The sequence below is a fragment of the Marinomonas rhizomae genome (assembly GCF_024397855.1).
Classification (GTDB): domain Bacteria; phylum Pseudomonadota; class Gammaproteobacteria; order Pseudomonadales; family Marinomonadaceae; genus Marinomonas; species Marinomonas rhizomae_A.
The window spans coordinates 2,423,075-2,436,330 of sequence record NZ_CP073343.1 but is presented as its reverse complement, the minus strand read 5'-3'; the positions used below and the strand labels follow the sequence as shown (position 1 = coordinate 2,436,330).

The following is a 13,256-nucleotide window of genomic DNA, read 5'->3' as shown; positions in this document are numbered from 1 at the left end:
CTGGTATGAGCAAGAAAGGGATTTAGTTGTGCTAGATGAGGTGCGCGAGTCCTAGTTATTTGCAAGTAATTCGTTTTAAGCAGATTAAGCTTTGTTTCTAAAAGCCTAGACCTAATGCTCTTTTACCAGGGAATGTGAGATGTACAACAAGCAATACGCTAAAACGATCAAGCTTTTTTTGATGGATGCCGATCCAGAAGGGCGCATGATGTGCGAGCTATCCAATTGGAATGGTAAGGCTTATCGTATTCCACGGGGCAAGGTGAAAGATTGCGCCGACAGAGCGGATTTACAAAGCACCTCTGTGTATTTGTTGTTTGGCAAAACGGAATCTTCTACCTCAAAACCCAAGGTCTATATTGGTGAAGCGGAAAACGCGTTTAAGCGCCTTGCTCAGCATGTGTCTAAAAAAGATTTCTGGAATGAGGCGGTGGTCTTTATTAGTAAAGACGACAATCTAAATAAAGCTCATATCAAATACCTTGAGTCCAGATTGTTTGAAATCGCCAATCAAGCAGGGCGCTATGATTTGGTAAACGATAATACGCCTACACGTAGTGCTATTTCTGAGTCCGACCAAGCGGAAATGGAAGAGTTTATCGAGTACGTTCAGATTCTTGTGAATACCATGGGCTTTCGTGTGTTTGAGCCGTTGGTTCGGCACACGGATGACATTTTTCATGCCGACGATGGTTTGTATATCAAAGGTGCTCGTGGTGCCAATGGTCGAGGCAAACGAGTAGCGGATGGTTTTGTGGTGTTTACAGGCTCTGAAGTGACGAAAGATACCGTGCCGTCTTTCCCCAAATGGGCGCAATTGATTCGCGATGAATTGATCGAAGGTGGTGTTATTGTTGCTAAAGGCGAGTCCTTGGTTTTCCAGCAGGATTATTTATTTAGCAGTCCATCCAGTGCCGCTGCGGTGATTATGGGGCGCAGTGCCAATGGTTTAAAGGAATGGAAAGACAGTACTGGAAGAGACTTAGCGTCGGTCGAAGAGGTTGAGATAAAAGAAGATTAAAAAAACTAATTGATGACTCCTACCTCCAAACCAAAAAAAGCCAGTCATTTATCATGACTGGCTTAGAGGGGATTCTGTTTACTAAATACTTAGTTTCTGTTGTTTAGCGCGGTGCTGCTGTTTTCGTCTACGCTGTAGATTGTCCAGCGGTCGTTGGCAAACTGTTCCTTAGCAAAGACTTCCGCTACGACTCGACGGTTTAGCTTTCGGCCATCATCTGTATTGTTGTCTGCGATAGGACGATTTTCACCGTAGCCAATGGCTTTCATTCTAGCCTGTTGGATTCTGAAGTTGTCGACTAATACATTGATAATCGCGGACGCTCTGCGTTGGGATAGATCTAGGTTCATTTCAGCAGAGCCAACGCTATCCGTATGGCCTTCAATAACGACTGTGCTCGCAGGGTGTTTTTGTAAGAAGTCGGCAAGATCTTTTAGCTCAGGATAGAAGCGCGACTTAATGTCAGCTTTACCAGTGTCGAACAAAACATTTAGTTCTATAGACAGTAATTTAGTTGTTTGATCGGGACAGCCATAGGTGTCTACAGCAGCATCTTTTGAGGTGTTTGGGCAAAAGTCACGGGCATCGATTACACCATCACGATCAGAATCGGCAAGTCGCGACAGTACATTTGAAGTGTACAGGTTTTCCGCAACAGCTGCTTGGCTAAAAAAAAGTAGAGCGCCAAGGGTTAGGCCTATGGTTGTCTTGAAGATTGTCATTTCTATTCTACCTAGTTAGTTTGACTACAGGGTTAGATTAAGAGATGAAAGCCAATATGGATATTGGCTTTTTGTATCTTTGTTTAATTTATTCGAGTTTTTGTAAACTTATGTAACTACCAGCTGCCTGTGTTTTCCATAGAAGCCCATGGTTCCGCGCTTTCAAGGGCCCCATCTTTCTGTAATAGTTCGATTGAAATACCGTTTGGATCTTTAATAAAAGCCATATGACCATCGCGCGGTGGTCGTAAAATAGTCACGCCCAAGGATTGTAGCTTTTCACACACTTGGTAAATATTGTCGACTTCAAAGGCTAGGTGGCCGAATTGGTCGCCGCCAGTGTAAGCGCGATCGCTCCAGTTATGGGTCAGTTCAACTTCTGGTGCGCCTTTTTCTGTGGCGTAGTAGATAAGTGAGAATTGTCCTTTCTCACTGTCCATACGTCTGGTCTGGATTAGTCCTAGACCTTCTGTGTAGAAGGCATGACTTTCTTCTGGCTTATCTGTTCTTATCATGGCGTGTAGGTATTTAATGGACATGATAACTCCCTAATTTTGTTAAAAATGTGGGAGCATTATTGCAGCATCAGCTTAGTAATTCAAAGCCATAGAGAGAAGACTCTTTTTATCTTCTTATTCTTCCCAAACCCAACGAAGGGGGTCACCAAAGTCATCGTAGATGATTTTTTTCTTAGGTCGCTTCTTAGGAGGTGTTACTGGTGGGGATTTGCTGTGTTTTCGTTGTTGAATAGCAGCAACAACGTGATTTAATGGCGTGCGATCTTGTTTTGGCTCGTTAAAGCCTATGTGGCTCGTGTTATACTTGCCATCAACTAAACCGGATTCACCCATGTCGACTTGCTGGATCGTTCCGTTTTTCTTGATAAATTGATCTACCAGAGACTCAAGTTCTTCGCGTGTGTCTCTTTTGGTGGTTTTGGGTTTTATCATGGCGTTTTGGTTTCGGGATGTCCTTTAGTGAGTCGATGGGTTAAAAAATGATCGTAATCATCCATATTAAACGTAAGAGGTAGCTGGTGTCTATTAGCAACTTAATTGTGCATGAGATTCAAAAGCATGAAGGCGAGCGTAAGGCGATACTTATTGCACGTCCCAATGAAAACCCTGTTGATGGGCAAGCCGAAGCATTGTCTGCTCAGGTGACGAATCTATTTAATCGTTCTGGTATGAATACTGGACGTTTTGTAAATCCTCAGGGAAGTGAAGAGGGCGCACAATTACCCGCTTTGCTGTTTAAGCATTTTAAGAACGATACTTTTGTCGATTTTGCAGGATTTACCAAAGATTGTGCGGCAGAATACTTAAAGTATTTAGAGCCTGTTGAAGAAGCGGAAGGTGGCTTGTTGTGGTTTAACCATTACGAACTTCACGATACGCATTTCTTGTACATAGTGATGCTGAAACGCAAAAAAGGCATTGGCCTTGGTGCGGATCTGAGTTTGTCGCAAATCGAACAAATTGAGATGGAAAAACTTCATATGTCGCTGCGTATCAATTTGACCGCGTGGCAAGCGGGCGATGAAGGTCGCTATATTTCTTTCCGTTTTGGTCGAGCGCCTAAATTTGAGAGTGAATACTTTACTCAGTTTATTGGTTGTGATGAACCGAAAGTCGCGGCAAAAGAAACGCGCAAGCTGGTGGATTTGACTGCGGCGTTTTGTCAGTCTGAAGGTTTGCCTTCTAAGCAGGCGAATGAATTTAAGAAAGTGGTTTCTGAGCATTGTCAGGCGAAAGCGCAAGACCGCGAGCCGTTGGCGATTAAAGAGATTGCTTCTCAGGTTGAATCTCGATTCTCTGTTGAGCAGGCAAATAAGTTCTTAGAAATTGCCGATTCTGATAGCTTCAAGATGGAGAAGGAAATTTTCGTTGAAAAAGCCGCGCTGAAAAAATTGACTCGCTTATCAGGTAGTTCTCGTGCATTGACCATTAGTTTTGATAGTGAGCTGTTGGCTGAGTCTGTTGTGTTTGATGCAGACTCCGGCACATTGACGATTAAAGACTTGCCGAAGAGCCTGCTGAAACAGTTGCAGTCTATGTCTAACTAAGTTGGTTGGATAAAGCGGCCTGTTTGATATGAATGGGTAGAAGGTTTGTTATAGACCTAACAGACCTTCTAGTTCTTTCATTGATTTAAAACACTCAGTCGCGCCTGCGGCTGTTTGCATTTTCTCATCAAGCGTTTCACTGAAGGCGAGTACTCGCATTCCGGCAGCTCGTCCTGCGGTGATTCCTGCGACTGAATCTTCTATTACCAAGCAATCTTCTGGTTCCACATTGAGTGCTTGCGCGGCTTTTAAGTAAAGATCTGGTGCTGGTTTGCCGTTTTCCACGTCTTCGACACAGAAACGGGTAGAAAAGCGTTCAGATAATTGAATTTTGTCTAGTTTGAAGTTCATTTCTTTGCGGCGTGCATTGGTTGCCATGGCAATTGGTGTGGTGATCTTACTAAGTAAGTCACGTACGCCTTTAATAGGTTCTAGATCAGCTTCGATGATGGCATGAAAGCGCTGTCTGTAATCGTCGTCAAAATTTGCTGGTAGTGGCTTGCCCAGTAGTTTTTCAGCATTGATTAGGTTTTCTTGGTTGGTGAATCCTGTGAATTTTGCGTGTAAGGTCTCGTCATCGAGTTCTAGGCCGCACTCGCTTAACATGGATTTTAAGATGGTATTGGATATGTTTTCTGTGTCGACAATGACGCCATCGCAATCAAAGATTATTGCTTTGTAAGAGTAAGTCATAAAGAAAAAATTTTGTTGTGAATGAGTATTGATGATAACGAATTTGGAGGGGAATTAGGAAGGGAGGGGGTTTTATTATTTTTCTCCCCTTAAAAAGATCTATTTACGATACACTAACACCCAATTATTATGGGCTTATTCTTGTGAAGCTTAGTTGCTTGCTTGACCAAGTTGCTGAGGACGAGCGCTTACTTTTTTGATTGCTTTAAAAGTGTTCTTGAAAAAAGTAACAACAGCTTTAACGCGGCGAGCGCGTCTTTGACGTCGAGCGTGGCCTTCAACTGTAGTGTCTGCGTAGCCCCATTTTGCTAAAAGTGCTTCGTATTGTTGTTGAGAGTCCATAGTATTCTCCTGTTCTGCTAATTAAGAAATGTTGTTTTATTACAACAATGCTAATACTAGTTAAGCTTGACCGATTGAACAAACGATCCTTTTTCACTTGTTAGGTTAGTTTTTTTCATCATACTAAAGTCTACTAAACCAGAACACATTTAAGGAAATCTCCTTGTACCAATCGTTAGAACAGTTTTCAAAGAGTTGGATTTTTAAACGTAATGATCCAAAAGTCGAAACGGAAGATCTACAAGACATTCGCTTGTTGAGTGAGTTGCGTGCCAGTCAAATTTGGCGAGACTATATTAGTGATGAGCAAATACACCCAGATCACTTTACTGATCGTGATTGGTTGAAGAAAATCAGCGCTCAAGCCCCTGACGGTAAGCTACAATGGGAAAAAGCATGGGATAGCGAACAGCCATCATTGCCAGATGATGTGTTAGCGCATTTTTCTGCTTGGGGAGAAGATACGACGGTGTTTTTCTGCTGCCATAATGAGCTGGTTTTTGAACTTAGCTGGGGTGTGTTTAAGCGCACTTGGAAAGCGTTTTTGTTTTTAGATAATGGACCTGTTCTAGTGGGAAAGAAGAAAAAACAAGCGGCGCAGTTTCATTCCAACGGTTGGGTGAATTTGTTGTTTAGAGAGTCTTAATAGACGAAGTAATGGTATTTCGTTGTTTTAGTTAGCTTTCTATTTTTGTAACTTTCTTTCACAAGGTGTCGTTGTTACCGCGCTTTCGGCTTATCAAGCAATGTTTGTTGAACGCTTGGTAATAGCTTAGCAACTCTTGGCTTTGTTCGGGGTAACCAAGCGTCTCTAGTAGCATGGCGGTCACTTCAGCAGTGGCGAACTGCATTTGATGGCTTGAATGTCTAACAAGAAAAGAGCGCTGGGCTTCACTGTTAATTTCAAAGTGAGGGATATCTTTAAGCCACTCACTTTGGTGAAACATTTTACTTGCCTGTTTCCATGTCCCATCTAAGATAATAAAGGTGTGTTTTTCATTGCCTTTATCGCTTGGTGGGGCGGCCATTCTTAGTTGTCTATTCTTGGCTTGTGCGGTTTCTGTGTTTGGGAACAATATCGTGCAGTTTCCTTGTCTGCTATTTATATGATCCAGTAAGGATTTATGTGGTTCGGTTCTGCTCCATAGGTAGGCTTGGGTGTCGTTTGGGAATAAGTCAGCGATGAGTCGGCCGCTATTGGTTGGTTTATGAATTTCATCGCGATGAAAAAGCAGAATAAACTCGATTGGCGAGGCAATATTCTTTCTTAGATGGCAAAAGCAGGCGAATTCAGCCATTAGGCAACTTGCGCATCGAACAGCATTAGATCCCCTTGCTATGAAGGGCCTCATTGAGTTTGTTTTGCATTGCTCTCGTAATATATCGACACAATGTCTGTTCGGTATCGCCTTCATTATATTTGTGCTCTATTTATAATCGCGCAATTATCGACTTTTTGTTTTAAATGTCTAGAAGTGAAAAGGTTTTTGTAATGGGGGGGATAACTTTTTGAATTTTGATGGGGTTACTATTTGCCAGCTTGAGTTATGTGGTAATGATATAAATAAGATTGTCAGTCGTATTAAATGTCGACATAGTTTCTATTCAAGCCCATCAAAAGGATGGGCCTTTTTTTAATTTCCTTTACACTGTAGGGCGTTCTTCATATTGTGGAATCTCGTCGCAGATGTCATGCCATTCCGCTTTGGATCCGACAAATATATGTGAAGACGGCTTTCCTTCAATTTTAGTGTCGAGTGTGCCGATACGAAGTCGAAGCAGTTCAGGCATGCTTGGGCGTCTGCTATAAAGTGGCGAGGCGCATTGCTTGCAAAATACACGAAAAACACCCGGAGTTGATTCGTACTCTGCCAGTAGCTCTTCACCTTTTAGTAGAGAAAAAGCGGTTGTCGGAATGGCCGCATTAGCGGCAAACGCCGAGCCGTTAGCCTTGCGACATTTTTGGCAATGACACTGCATGATGTCTCCGAGGTCGTCTTTAATTTCGTATTGAACACCATTGCATAAACAACTCCCAAATAACATGTCCTTCTCCTCAATCTTAGTCAATGTCGTCCGTTAATTTACAGTTATTTCAGGTTAATCCTTTTGTCGTAGGCAAACAACTTTTCTGACTTAAGAGGCGAGCTTACTTGGCAGCAGCTGAGTACTGTTTAATTTTCGTTTTTATTTCTTGCGCTTCCTCCTCTAGTGCGGCAAGGAAGTCATCTAAAAAAGGGTTAAAAGGACGATGTAAAGGCAAAAGTATATTGATGGTAAAGGGGTATGAAACACTTAAAGGGCGAATATGTAAGCCATGTCCAATAAAGTCTAAAGCGGTTAACGGGTTGATGATGGCAATACCTGCGCCCTTGCTAACCAACTGGCAGACTGACGCAGCGGTTGGCGTTTCTATGTGGTTTTTACGATTAATCCCAAGCCGATACAGTTCTTCGTCTAGCTTTATTCGATAGGGATCGGTAGGTGATAAGTTCACAAAAGGCTGACCTTCAAAGTCGCGTATATCAATAGTGTCTTTTGCTAATAACGGATGGCCGCTTGGCAATATGCAGACTTCATCAATGCTTAGTAATGGCCTGAGTGTTGTTCCAGATGGCGTGTTATTGTTTTCTGTCAGACCAAGGTCATATTGTTGGTAAGTTAAGCTTTGCTCTAAAAATGGTGACTCTTGTACAGAAATTGATATACCAACGTTTTGTCGAGAGCCTAAAAATTTAAGGCAGGCTCCTGGGAGCAACGACTGTGAAAAAGCCGGTAATGTTAGCAATGATAGTCTGCCTACTTGATCGGTACGTAAATCCTCAACGGTTGACCAAATTCGTTCTAAGCCAATGTATGAGCGTTTTACTTCTTCAAACAATGTGAAGGCAGCGTTGCTGGGCTTGAGTCGGCCGCGTATGCGTTCAAATAAGCTAAACCCTAGTACTTGTTCAAGTCTTGCCAATTCACGGCTAATTGTCGGCTGTGATGTGTGCAGCATGTCCGCGGCGCTGGTCACGCTCTCTGCGGTCATTAGGGCATTAAATATTTCTACCTGTCGGAATGTCAGTTTCATAAGCCATATCAAAAATGAATAGAATTCGAATAAATAGATATTATTTGTATTTTTTCCTTAGCGCTATGATTTCTTTCACATGATTAGAATAATCGCTAGGAGTATAGCTAAATGAGTATTTTTAATTCCAATACATTAAGAGAGGTAGCGCAGCAGTTTGGTACGCCTGCATGGGTTTATGATGCGGCCACTATTCGGCATCAGATTAGACAGCTACGCGACTTTGACGTTATTCGTTTTGCACAAAAAGCCTGCTCGAATACACACATTCTACGATTGATGCGTGAGGAAGGTGTCATGGTTGACGCTGTTTCTGCGGGAGAAATCGAACGCAGTTTGGCGGCGGGTTACAGCAATATAGAGCAGTCAGAAAGCATTGTTTTCACCGCCGATATCATTGATCGAGAAACGGTTGAATTGGTTGTTCAGCATCATATCCCTGTCAATATTGGCTCTATAGATATGTTGCATCGAATTGCAGAAAAGGCGCCGAGGCATCCAATTTGGATTCGAGTGAATCCAGGATTTGGTCATGGTCATAGTGAAAAAACCAATACAGGTGGAGCCAATAGTAAGCATGGCATTACTTTAGATGATCTGCCGCAGGCCATTACTTTGATTCAACAATATGGTTTGGATCTAATTGGTATTCACATGCACATAGGCTCTGGATCAGATTTGGAGCATTTATCGCAAGCCTGTAACGCTATGGTTGAGATTGTTAAATTCGCCAATGTGGACATTCGAGCTATTTCTACTGGCGGTGGATTGCCTGCGCCTTATTTGATTAACGATGAAAAGCTAGATACCAGTATATTCTTTCGTTTATGGGATGAGGCACGCAGGGATATTGAAAATCATTTAGGGCATGCCATTAAGCTTGAAGTAGAACCAGGGCGCTTTTTAGTCGCAAACGCGGGTGTGTTGCTATCGGAAATTCACTGTTTGAAATCAACGCAGCAGCATCATTTTGTCTTGGTTGATGCTGGCTTTAATGATTTGTTGCGACCCAGTATGTATGGAAGCTACCACAAAATTGAGGTGATTCATCAAGACGTTAATTATAAGCCAGTAAGGTCAATGGCAGCCCCCCTTAACTATGCTGTGGCTGGCCCTTTGTGTGAGTCCGGTGATGTGTTCACGCAAGACGCTAATGGCGTGATTTGCCATCAAACACTGGATAACCCAAGAGTCGGTGATTTATTGGTGTTTAATGACGCTGGTGGATACGGTGCTTCTATGTCTTCAAATTATAACAGTCGACCGCTTGCTCCCGAGATTTTGATGGATGATGGACATTATCGTCTTATCAGGAAAAGACAACAAATAAGCGATCTCTTGGCGTTGGAGGTACTATAAGGAAGGTGCGAAAGGTTGAATCAACTAGGAATCTGTCGGGCCGTAGATTGATTTTATTCTATTTTGCTGGTTACACTGAATGAACGTTACTAATAATTCTTTAAGGGGTTGCCAGTGAGCCAAACATTTGAGTCGATATTTAAAGACAAGGTCAAACGCATGCATTACCAAGTTGATGGTTTGAGCTCGGAAAAAAGTCATATTCAGGTGGTTATTTGGCCAACTTTTTCTGGATTGACAGATTTTGAAAAAAGCATTGCAGACCATATTGCTTCATTGGGTTTTTCAGCAACGGCGCTTGATTTGTATGGTATTGACCAAAATCCAGTCGAATTAGATGCGAAAATGGCCAAGATGGGTGCTCTGCTTGCTGAATCAGACCCTTTACATGATTTGCAGAACGAGCTGACACAATCGGCTTGTGATGTTATTCACGGTAAAACCATTGTTCATGTTGGTTTTTGTTTAGGTGGTCGTTTGGCTTTAGAAGCAGGTTTGCATCTTGCTGATAGTGCCGGTGCTGTGAGTTTTCATGGCCTGATGAGTTTTTTCCGTGCTCAATCGGAAGAGAAGGCCAACACCAAGACAAAAATCTTGGTATTAAATGGTCATCAGGACGCTATGGTAACGGAAGAAGATGCTCAAGATGCTAAGCGTTATTGGACAGGTTTAGGGATAGATTTTCAGTTTGTTGATTTTAGCCATGCTGTCCACTCTTTTATGCTGCCAACGGCCAATAATCCAGAGCATAACAGCCAATACAATCCACTTGTAGCCAAGCGAGCATATGGCTATTTAGCGAATTTTTTAGAGGAATTCATTTAAAAAAGGTATTTGAATGAACGGTTGTAAATAGGCTTCCGTTCATTCTTTGTACTATCTTATTGTGATGGAGTCATCATCAGCGTTCACCCGCCAGAAATACTATTCGTGATATAGCCCCCTTATTTTTTTTAGCGTTTTAAATTGATCAGTACAGCAATAAATATCTTTAGAAACTGTGTGTTTTTTCTAATTTGCAATAGGATGTATTCGTCAATATGTCGATGTTTGCACAATTTCTAGGTAAATAATAAGGAAAATTCATATCTCATTCTTTGTCCTGTATATAGGATGATAAGTCCCATTTTTTGATATTGTTCTTGTTATTCTATCGTCTTATTCTTGCCCGATTAAAATCCCAATCAGATTGTTTTTTGAGAGTATAGGTAAGTGATGACAGAGATAGATAAGCATTCCCTGAAGAAGAAAAAAACCATTATTCTGTTGGCACTAGGCGTCATTGTTGTTTTTGTCTGTTTTTACATTTGGTGGTTAAAAATAGGACAATTCAACGAAACAACAGAAGACGCTTATGTATCCGGCAACATTGTTAATGTGATGTCTCAGGTGTCTGGAACTGTGACAGATATTATGGTCGACAATACTAGCTTGGTTGGTGAATCGGACATCTTGGTAAAAATAAACCCTGTGGATGCTCAGTTAGCTTTGCAGGAAGCGGAGGCGAGTTTTGCGAGCACTATTCGATCCGTGCGCAACAGTTTTGCGTCACTGGAAGAGCAAAAAGCCAATGTGGATTTGGCTAAAGTTTCATTAGATAAAGCAGAGGCAGACTATAAGCGTCGAGTGAATTTGAAGAAAAATAACCTTATTTCAAATGAAGACCTAAGTCACTATGAAAGCACATTAACCAGCGCTCAAGCCTCTTATAATCTGGCACTAAAATCGTACGATACCAATAAAACCAAGGTGGACAACACCACGGTCTTGACTCATCCGGATGTATTGAAAGCGCAGTCTGCTTTGAAGGCGGCCTGGCTGACACTAAATCGCACCACGATTCTTTCTCCTGCAAGTGGTTATATCGCCCAGCGTAGCGTTCAAGTTGGGCAGCATGTCTCAGCAGGTAGCACTTTGATGTCTGTTATTCCATTAAAAGGTGTTTGGGTGACGGCCAACTTTAAAGAAACACAGCTTGGCGATATTCGAGCTGGGCAGCAAGTGAGCTTGATTTCAGACGTCTATGGTTCGAGTGTTACTTATCATGGCAAGGTCAAAGGTATTGAGCCTGGAACGGGCAGTGCGTTTTCTTTACTACCTGCTTCCAATGCCACAGGCAACTGGATTAAAACGGTTCAACGGGTGCCAGTACGTATTTTGTTGAACCCAACAGAGTTGGAAGAACATCCTTTGCGTCCAGGTTTGTCTATGAGCGTTAGTGTCGACACCTCTAATGCTGGTGCGCCAGTATTGACCTCTCTTGCAGAAAGCCAACCCCCTTGGAGGACGAATGTTTTTGATCATAATGACGATGGTGTCAATGTGATTATCCAAAAGATCATTAAAGAAAGTATGTAAGTGATGATAAGTCGAATTAGTCGTCACAAATATGTTCCCGCGCCTTCCCATGAATGGTTGATGCTGGCGACCATTTTTTTTCTCATGTTGCTGAACTTTTTGCAGACCGGCATGATTGTATTTGCAGCCGCGCCTTTGATGGGGGAGCTTGGTGTTTCTCCACAAGAGTACAGTTTGGCAACGGCTGCGTATGCTTGTGTTGCTGTGGTGACTATTTCTAAACAGCGTTGGTTGGTTGAACGAATGGGCTGGAAGTACTACATACTTGCGTCTTTATTTATCTTCTTTATCGGCTGTGTTGTTGGGTTTAATTGCCGCAGTTTTGATGGTTTTTTGACCGGCTATGTCATCATGGGGTTTGGCGGAGCCGCATTTATGACAGGTGCTCGCGTCATTATTAACTTATTTCCCCCAGGACTGATTCGTTTAACGGGCATCAAATCGTACGCTTATGGGCTGACAATAGGATCGGCGCTTGCGCCTTTTTTAGCGGCACATTTGTTCATGACCGCTTCTTGGCACTATCTGTTTGTTATATTAATGGTTGTGAGTTTGTTGAGTGCGATTACGGCTTCATTTTGTTTGCCGGGTATACCTGCTAAAGAGGAAGTGCGTAGCCAAAGTCATCCCTATATATTAATGGCTTTGGCGGCGGGTTCTTTTTTAATCTTGTATGGTTTTCAGTATGGTAACTATGCTTTTTTCAGTAACACGGTTTTGGTTTGCGTATTCTTATTATTAGGTCTAAGTAGTCTTTACTATTTTTTACGTAGCATGGTTCGTCACCATGAAAACCGGCCTTTACTCTCGATGAGGTCTCTGTTTAGCAGCAAGTTGTATCGTAATGGCGTGACTGTATTTTTTGTCTGTTATTTGATCATGGGATCAAACAGTTATTTGATACCGCAGATTTTGCAGAAAGGCCTTGGTTATGGCTGGAGCACGATTGGTAACTGGTATGCTTTTGGACAAGTAGGGGGTGTGGTTGGCCTGTTCGTTAGTATGCTTATTATGCCGAAAAAGCCACACGGAAAAAAATTCTATGTGACGGGTTTTTTGTGCTTGATGGCATACGGTTTCTTTATGATGAGATTAACGCCTACGACAAATTTACAAACCTATATAGTGCCAGCGTTATTTCTTTTTGTGTTTTTTACGGTGTGCGTACAAGGTACGGTGGCTGCGAAAGCGTTTACCGAACTGCAGCATGATGAAACGGTCTTTTCTCACGCCCAGCAAGTGAAAAACATGGTGTCACAAATGAGTGTGGCGTTAGGGATATCTTTAGCTAGCATTGGGCTGCAGTGGCGTACGACAGTGCATTATGGGGTGCTAAATCAGCATGTTGCAACGAACGATCCTATATTTGTAAAAGTGCTGAGTCAGATTACCAGTGTGTATGGCACTCACATGAGTTCCGATATGGCAAATAAGGCAGGTTTTGCGTGGATTGCGGATCAAGTGCATCGTAATGCCGTTATATTGGCGGGAATTGATTATTTCTCTTTGTTGTTTGCGGTCGGGATTATTGGTGTGATTGTTATGGGTTGTCAAAAACGCCTAAACTAGCGTTTTATAATGTCATTTTTTGGTCTTTTTTGCAGGGTAATAAAGCGATTG

Annotated in this window: 15 protein-coding genes; 7 read left to right on the top strand and 8 right to left on the bottom strand. The window is 42.3% G+C overall.

The features are described 5' to 3' along the window. Positions 1 to 139 precede the first annotated feature (139 nt). Positions 140 to 1,021, top strand: a complete 882-nt coding sequence (locus tag KDW99_RS11530; RefSeq protein ID WP_255824932.1) for a GIY-YIG nuclease family protein — start codon at positions 140 to 142, stop codon at positions 1,019 to 1,021. An 89-nt stretch (positions 1,022 to 1,110) separates the two neighbouring features. Here the strand turns inward: KDW99_RS11530 and KDW99_RS11525 are convergent, their stop codons facing one another. The 3 genes from KDW99_RS11525 to KDW99_RS11515 form a co-directional block, all read right to left on the bottom strand. Next, on the bottom strand, positions 1,111 to 1,743 hold the full coding sequence (locus tag KDW99_RS11525) for an OmpA family protein (RefSeq protein ID WP_255824931.1): 633 nt from the start codon (positions 1,741 to 1,743) through the stop codon (positions 1,111 to 1,113). 116 nt (positions 1,744 to 1,859) lie between these two features. Beyond that, the gene (locus KDW99_RS11520; protein ID WP_255824930.1) at positions 1,860 to 2,282 is read right to left on the bottom strand and encodes a VOC family protein; all 423 of its coding nucleotides are present in this window, start codon (positions 2,280 to 2,282) and stop codon (positions 1,860 to 1,862) included. 93 nt (positions 2,283 to 2,375) lie between these two features. Continuing rightward, complete coding sequence (locus KDW99_RS11515; RefSeq protein ID WP_255824929.1) at positions 2,376 to 2,693, bottom strand: hypothetical protein; 318 nt, start codon at positions 2,691 to 2,693, stop codon at positions 2,376 to 2,378. An 86-nt stretch (positions 2,694 to 2,779) separates the two neighbouring features. On the opposite strand from KDW99_RS11515, the gene KDW99_RS11510 reads away from it, so the two are divergent. Then, positions 2,780 to 3,808, top strand: coding sequence for a nucleoid-associated protein (locus KDW99_RS11510; protein WP_255824928.1), 1,029 nt, complete (start codon positions 2,780 to 2,782; stop codon positions 3,806 to 3,808). Positions 3,809 to 3,856: 48 nt separating this feature from the next. Here KDW99_RS11510 and KDW99_RS11505 read toward each other — a convergent pair whose 3' ends face one another. Then, on the bottom strand, positions 3,857 to 4,501 hold the full coding sequence (locus KDW99_RS11505) for an HAD family hydrolase (protein WP_255824927.1): 645 nt from the start codon (positions 4,499 to 4,501) through the stop codon (positions 3,857 to 3,859). A gap of 150 nt (positions 4,502 to 4,651) precedes the next feature. Beyond that, positions 4,652 to 4,843, bottom strand: a complete 192-nt coding sequence (locus tag KDW99_RS11500) for a hypothetical protein (protein ID WP_255824926.1) — start codon at positions 4,841 to 4,843, stop codon at positions 4,652 to 4,654. A gap of 163 nt (positions 4,844 to 5,006) precedes the next feature. On the opposite strand from KDW99_RS11500, the gene KDW99_RS11495 reads away from it, so the two are divergent. Next, a complete protein-coding gene (locus tag KDW99_RS11495) occupies positions 5,007 to 5,489 on the top strand; it encodes a DUF2947 family protein (protein ID WP_255824925.1) in 483 nt (160 codons plus the stop codon). Between the two features lie 58 nt (positions 5,490 to 5,547). On the opposite strand, the gene KDW99_RS11490 is transcribed toward KDW99_RS11495, so the two are convergent. The 3 genes from KDW99_RS11490 to KDW99_RS11480 all read right to left on the bottom strand — a co-directional run bounded on the left by KDW99_RS11490 (position 5,548) and on the right by KDW99_RS11480 (position 7,919). Beyond that, entirely contained in the window at positions 5,548 to 6,195 is a 648-nt protein-coding gene (locus KDW99_RS11490; protein WP_370646786.1) for a tRNA-uridine aminocarboxypropyltransferase, read from the bottom strand. A 292-nt stretch (positions 6,196 to 6,487) separates the two neighbouring features. Further along, positions 6,488 to 6,889, bottom strand: a complete 402-nt coding sequence (locus KDW99_RS11485; RefSeq protein WP_255824923.1) for a GFA family protein — start codon at positions 6,887 to 6,889, stop codon at positions 6,488 to 6,490. A gap of 103 nt (positions 6,890 to 6,992) precedes the next feature. After that, positions 6,993 to 7,919: a LysR family transcriptional regulator gene (locus KDW99_RS11480; protein WP_255824922.1), complete on the bottom strand. Its 927-nt coding sequence runs from the start codon at positions 7,917 to 7,919 to the stop codon at positions 6,993 to 6,995. Positions 7,920 to 8,030: 111 nt separating this feature from the next. Between KDW99_RS11480 and lysA the strand changes: the two genes are divergently transcribed. The 4 genes from lysA to KDW99_RS11460 all read left to right on the top strand — a co-directional run bounded on the left by lysA (position 8,031) and on the right by KDW99_RS11460 (position 13,205). After that, positions 8,031 to 9,278 (top strand): diaminopimelate decarboxylase, encoded by a 1,248-nt coding sequence (lysA, locus tag KDW99_RS11475; RefSeq protein WP_255824921.1) that lies wholly within the window; start codon positions 8,031 to 8,033, stop codon positions 9,276 to 9,278. Positions 9,279 to 9,392: 114 nt separating this feature from the next. Beyond that, positions 9,393 to 10,103: a dienelactone hydrolase family protein gene (locus KDW99_RS11470; protein ID WP_255824920.1), complete on the top strand. Its 711-nt coding sequence runs from the start codon at positions 9,393 to 9,395 to the stop codon at positions 10,101 to 10,103. Positions 10,104 to 10,493: 390 nt separating this feature from the next. After that, complete coding sequence (locus KDW99_RS11465) at positions 10,494 to 11,636, top strand: HlyD family secretion protein (RefSeq protein WP_255824919.1); 1,143 nt, start codon at positions 10,494 to 10,496, stop codon at positions 11,634 to 11,636. Between the two features lie 3 nt (positions 11,637 to 11,639). Further along, positions 11,640 to 13,205: an MFS transporter gene (locus tag KDW99_RS11460; RefSeq protein WP_255829280.1), complete on the top strand. Its 1,566-nt coding sequence runs from the start codon at positions 11,640 to 11,642 to the stop codon at positions 13,203 to 13,205. Positions 13,206 to 13,256 lie beyond the last annotated feature (51 nt).

Excerpts from the sequence above, each read along its gene's own strand:
- KDW99_RS11530 (WP_255824932.1), top strand. The coding sequence starts at position 140 with ATGTACAACAAGCAATACGCTAAAACGATCAAGCTTTTTTTGATGGAT.
- KDW99_RS11525 (WP_255824931.1), bottom strand. The coding sequence starts at position 1,743 with ATGACAATCTTCAAGACAACCATAGGCCTAACCCTTGGCGCTCTACTT.
- KDW99_RS11520 (WP_255824930.1), bottom strand. The coding sequence starts at position 2,282 with ATGTCCATTAAATACCTACACGCCATGATAAGAACAGATAAGCCAGAA.
- KDW99_RS11515 (WP_255824929.1), bottom strand. The coding sequence starts at position 2,693 with ATGATAAAACCCAAAACCACCAAAAGAGACACACGCGAAGAACTTGAG.
- KDW99_RS11505 (WP_255824927.1), bottom strand. The coding sequence starts at position 4,501 with ATGACTTACTCTTACAAAGCAATAATCTTTGATTGCGATGGCGTCATT.
- KDW99_RS11500 (WP_255824926.1), bottom strand. The coding sequence starts at position 4,843 with ATGGACTCTCAACAACAATACGAAGCACTTTTAGCAAAATGGGGCTAC.
- KDW99_RS11490 (WP_370646786.1), bottom strand. The coding sequence starts at position 6,195 with ATGAGGCCCTTCATAGCAAGGGGATCTAATGCTGTTCGATGCGCAAGT.
- KDW99_RS11485 (WP_255824923.1), bottom strand. The coding sequence starts at position 6,889 with ATGTTATTTGGGAGTTGTTTATGCAATGGTGTTCAATACGAAATTAAA.
- KDW99_RS11480 (WP_255824922.1), bottom strand. The coding sequence starts at position 7,919 with ATGAAACTGACATTCCGACAGGTAGAAATATTTAATGCCCTAATGACC.
- lysA (WP_255824921.1), top strand. The coding sequence starts at position 8,031 with ATGAGTATTTTTAATTCCAATACATTAAGAGAGGTAGCGCAGCAGTTT.
- KDW99_RS11465 (WP_255824919.1), top strand. The coding sequence starts at position 10,494 with ATGACAGAGATAGATAAGCATTCCCTGAAGAAGAAAAAAACCATTATT.
- KDW99_RS11460 (WP_255829280.1), top strand. The coding sequence starts at position 11,640 with ATGATAAGTCGAATTAGTCGTCACAAATATGTTCCCGCGCCTTCCCAT.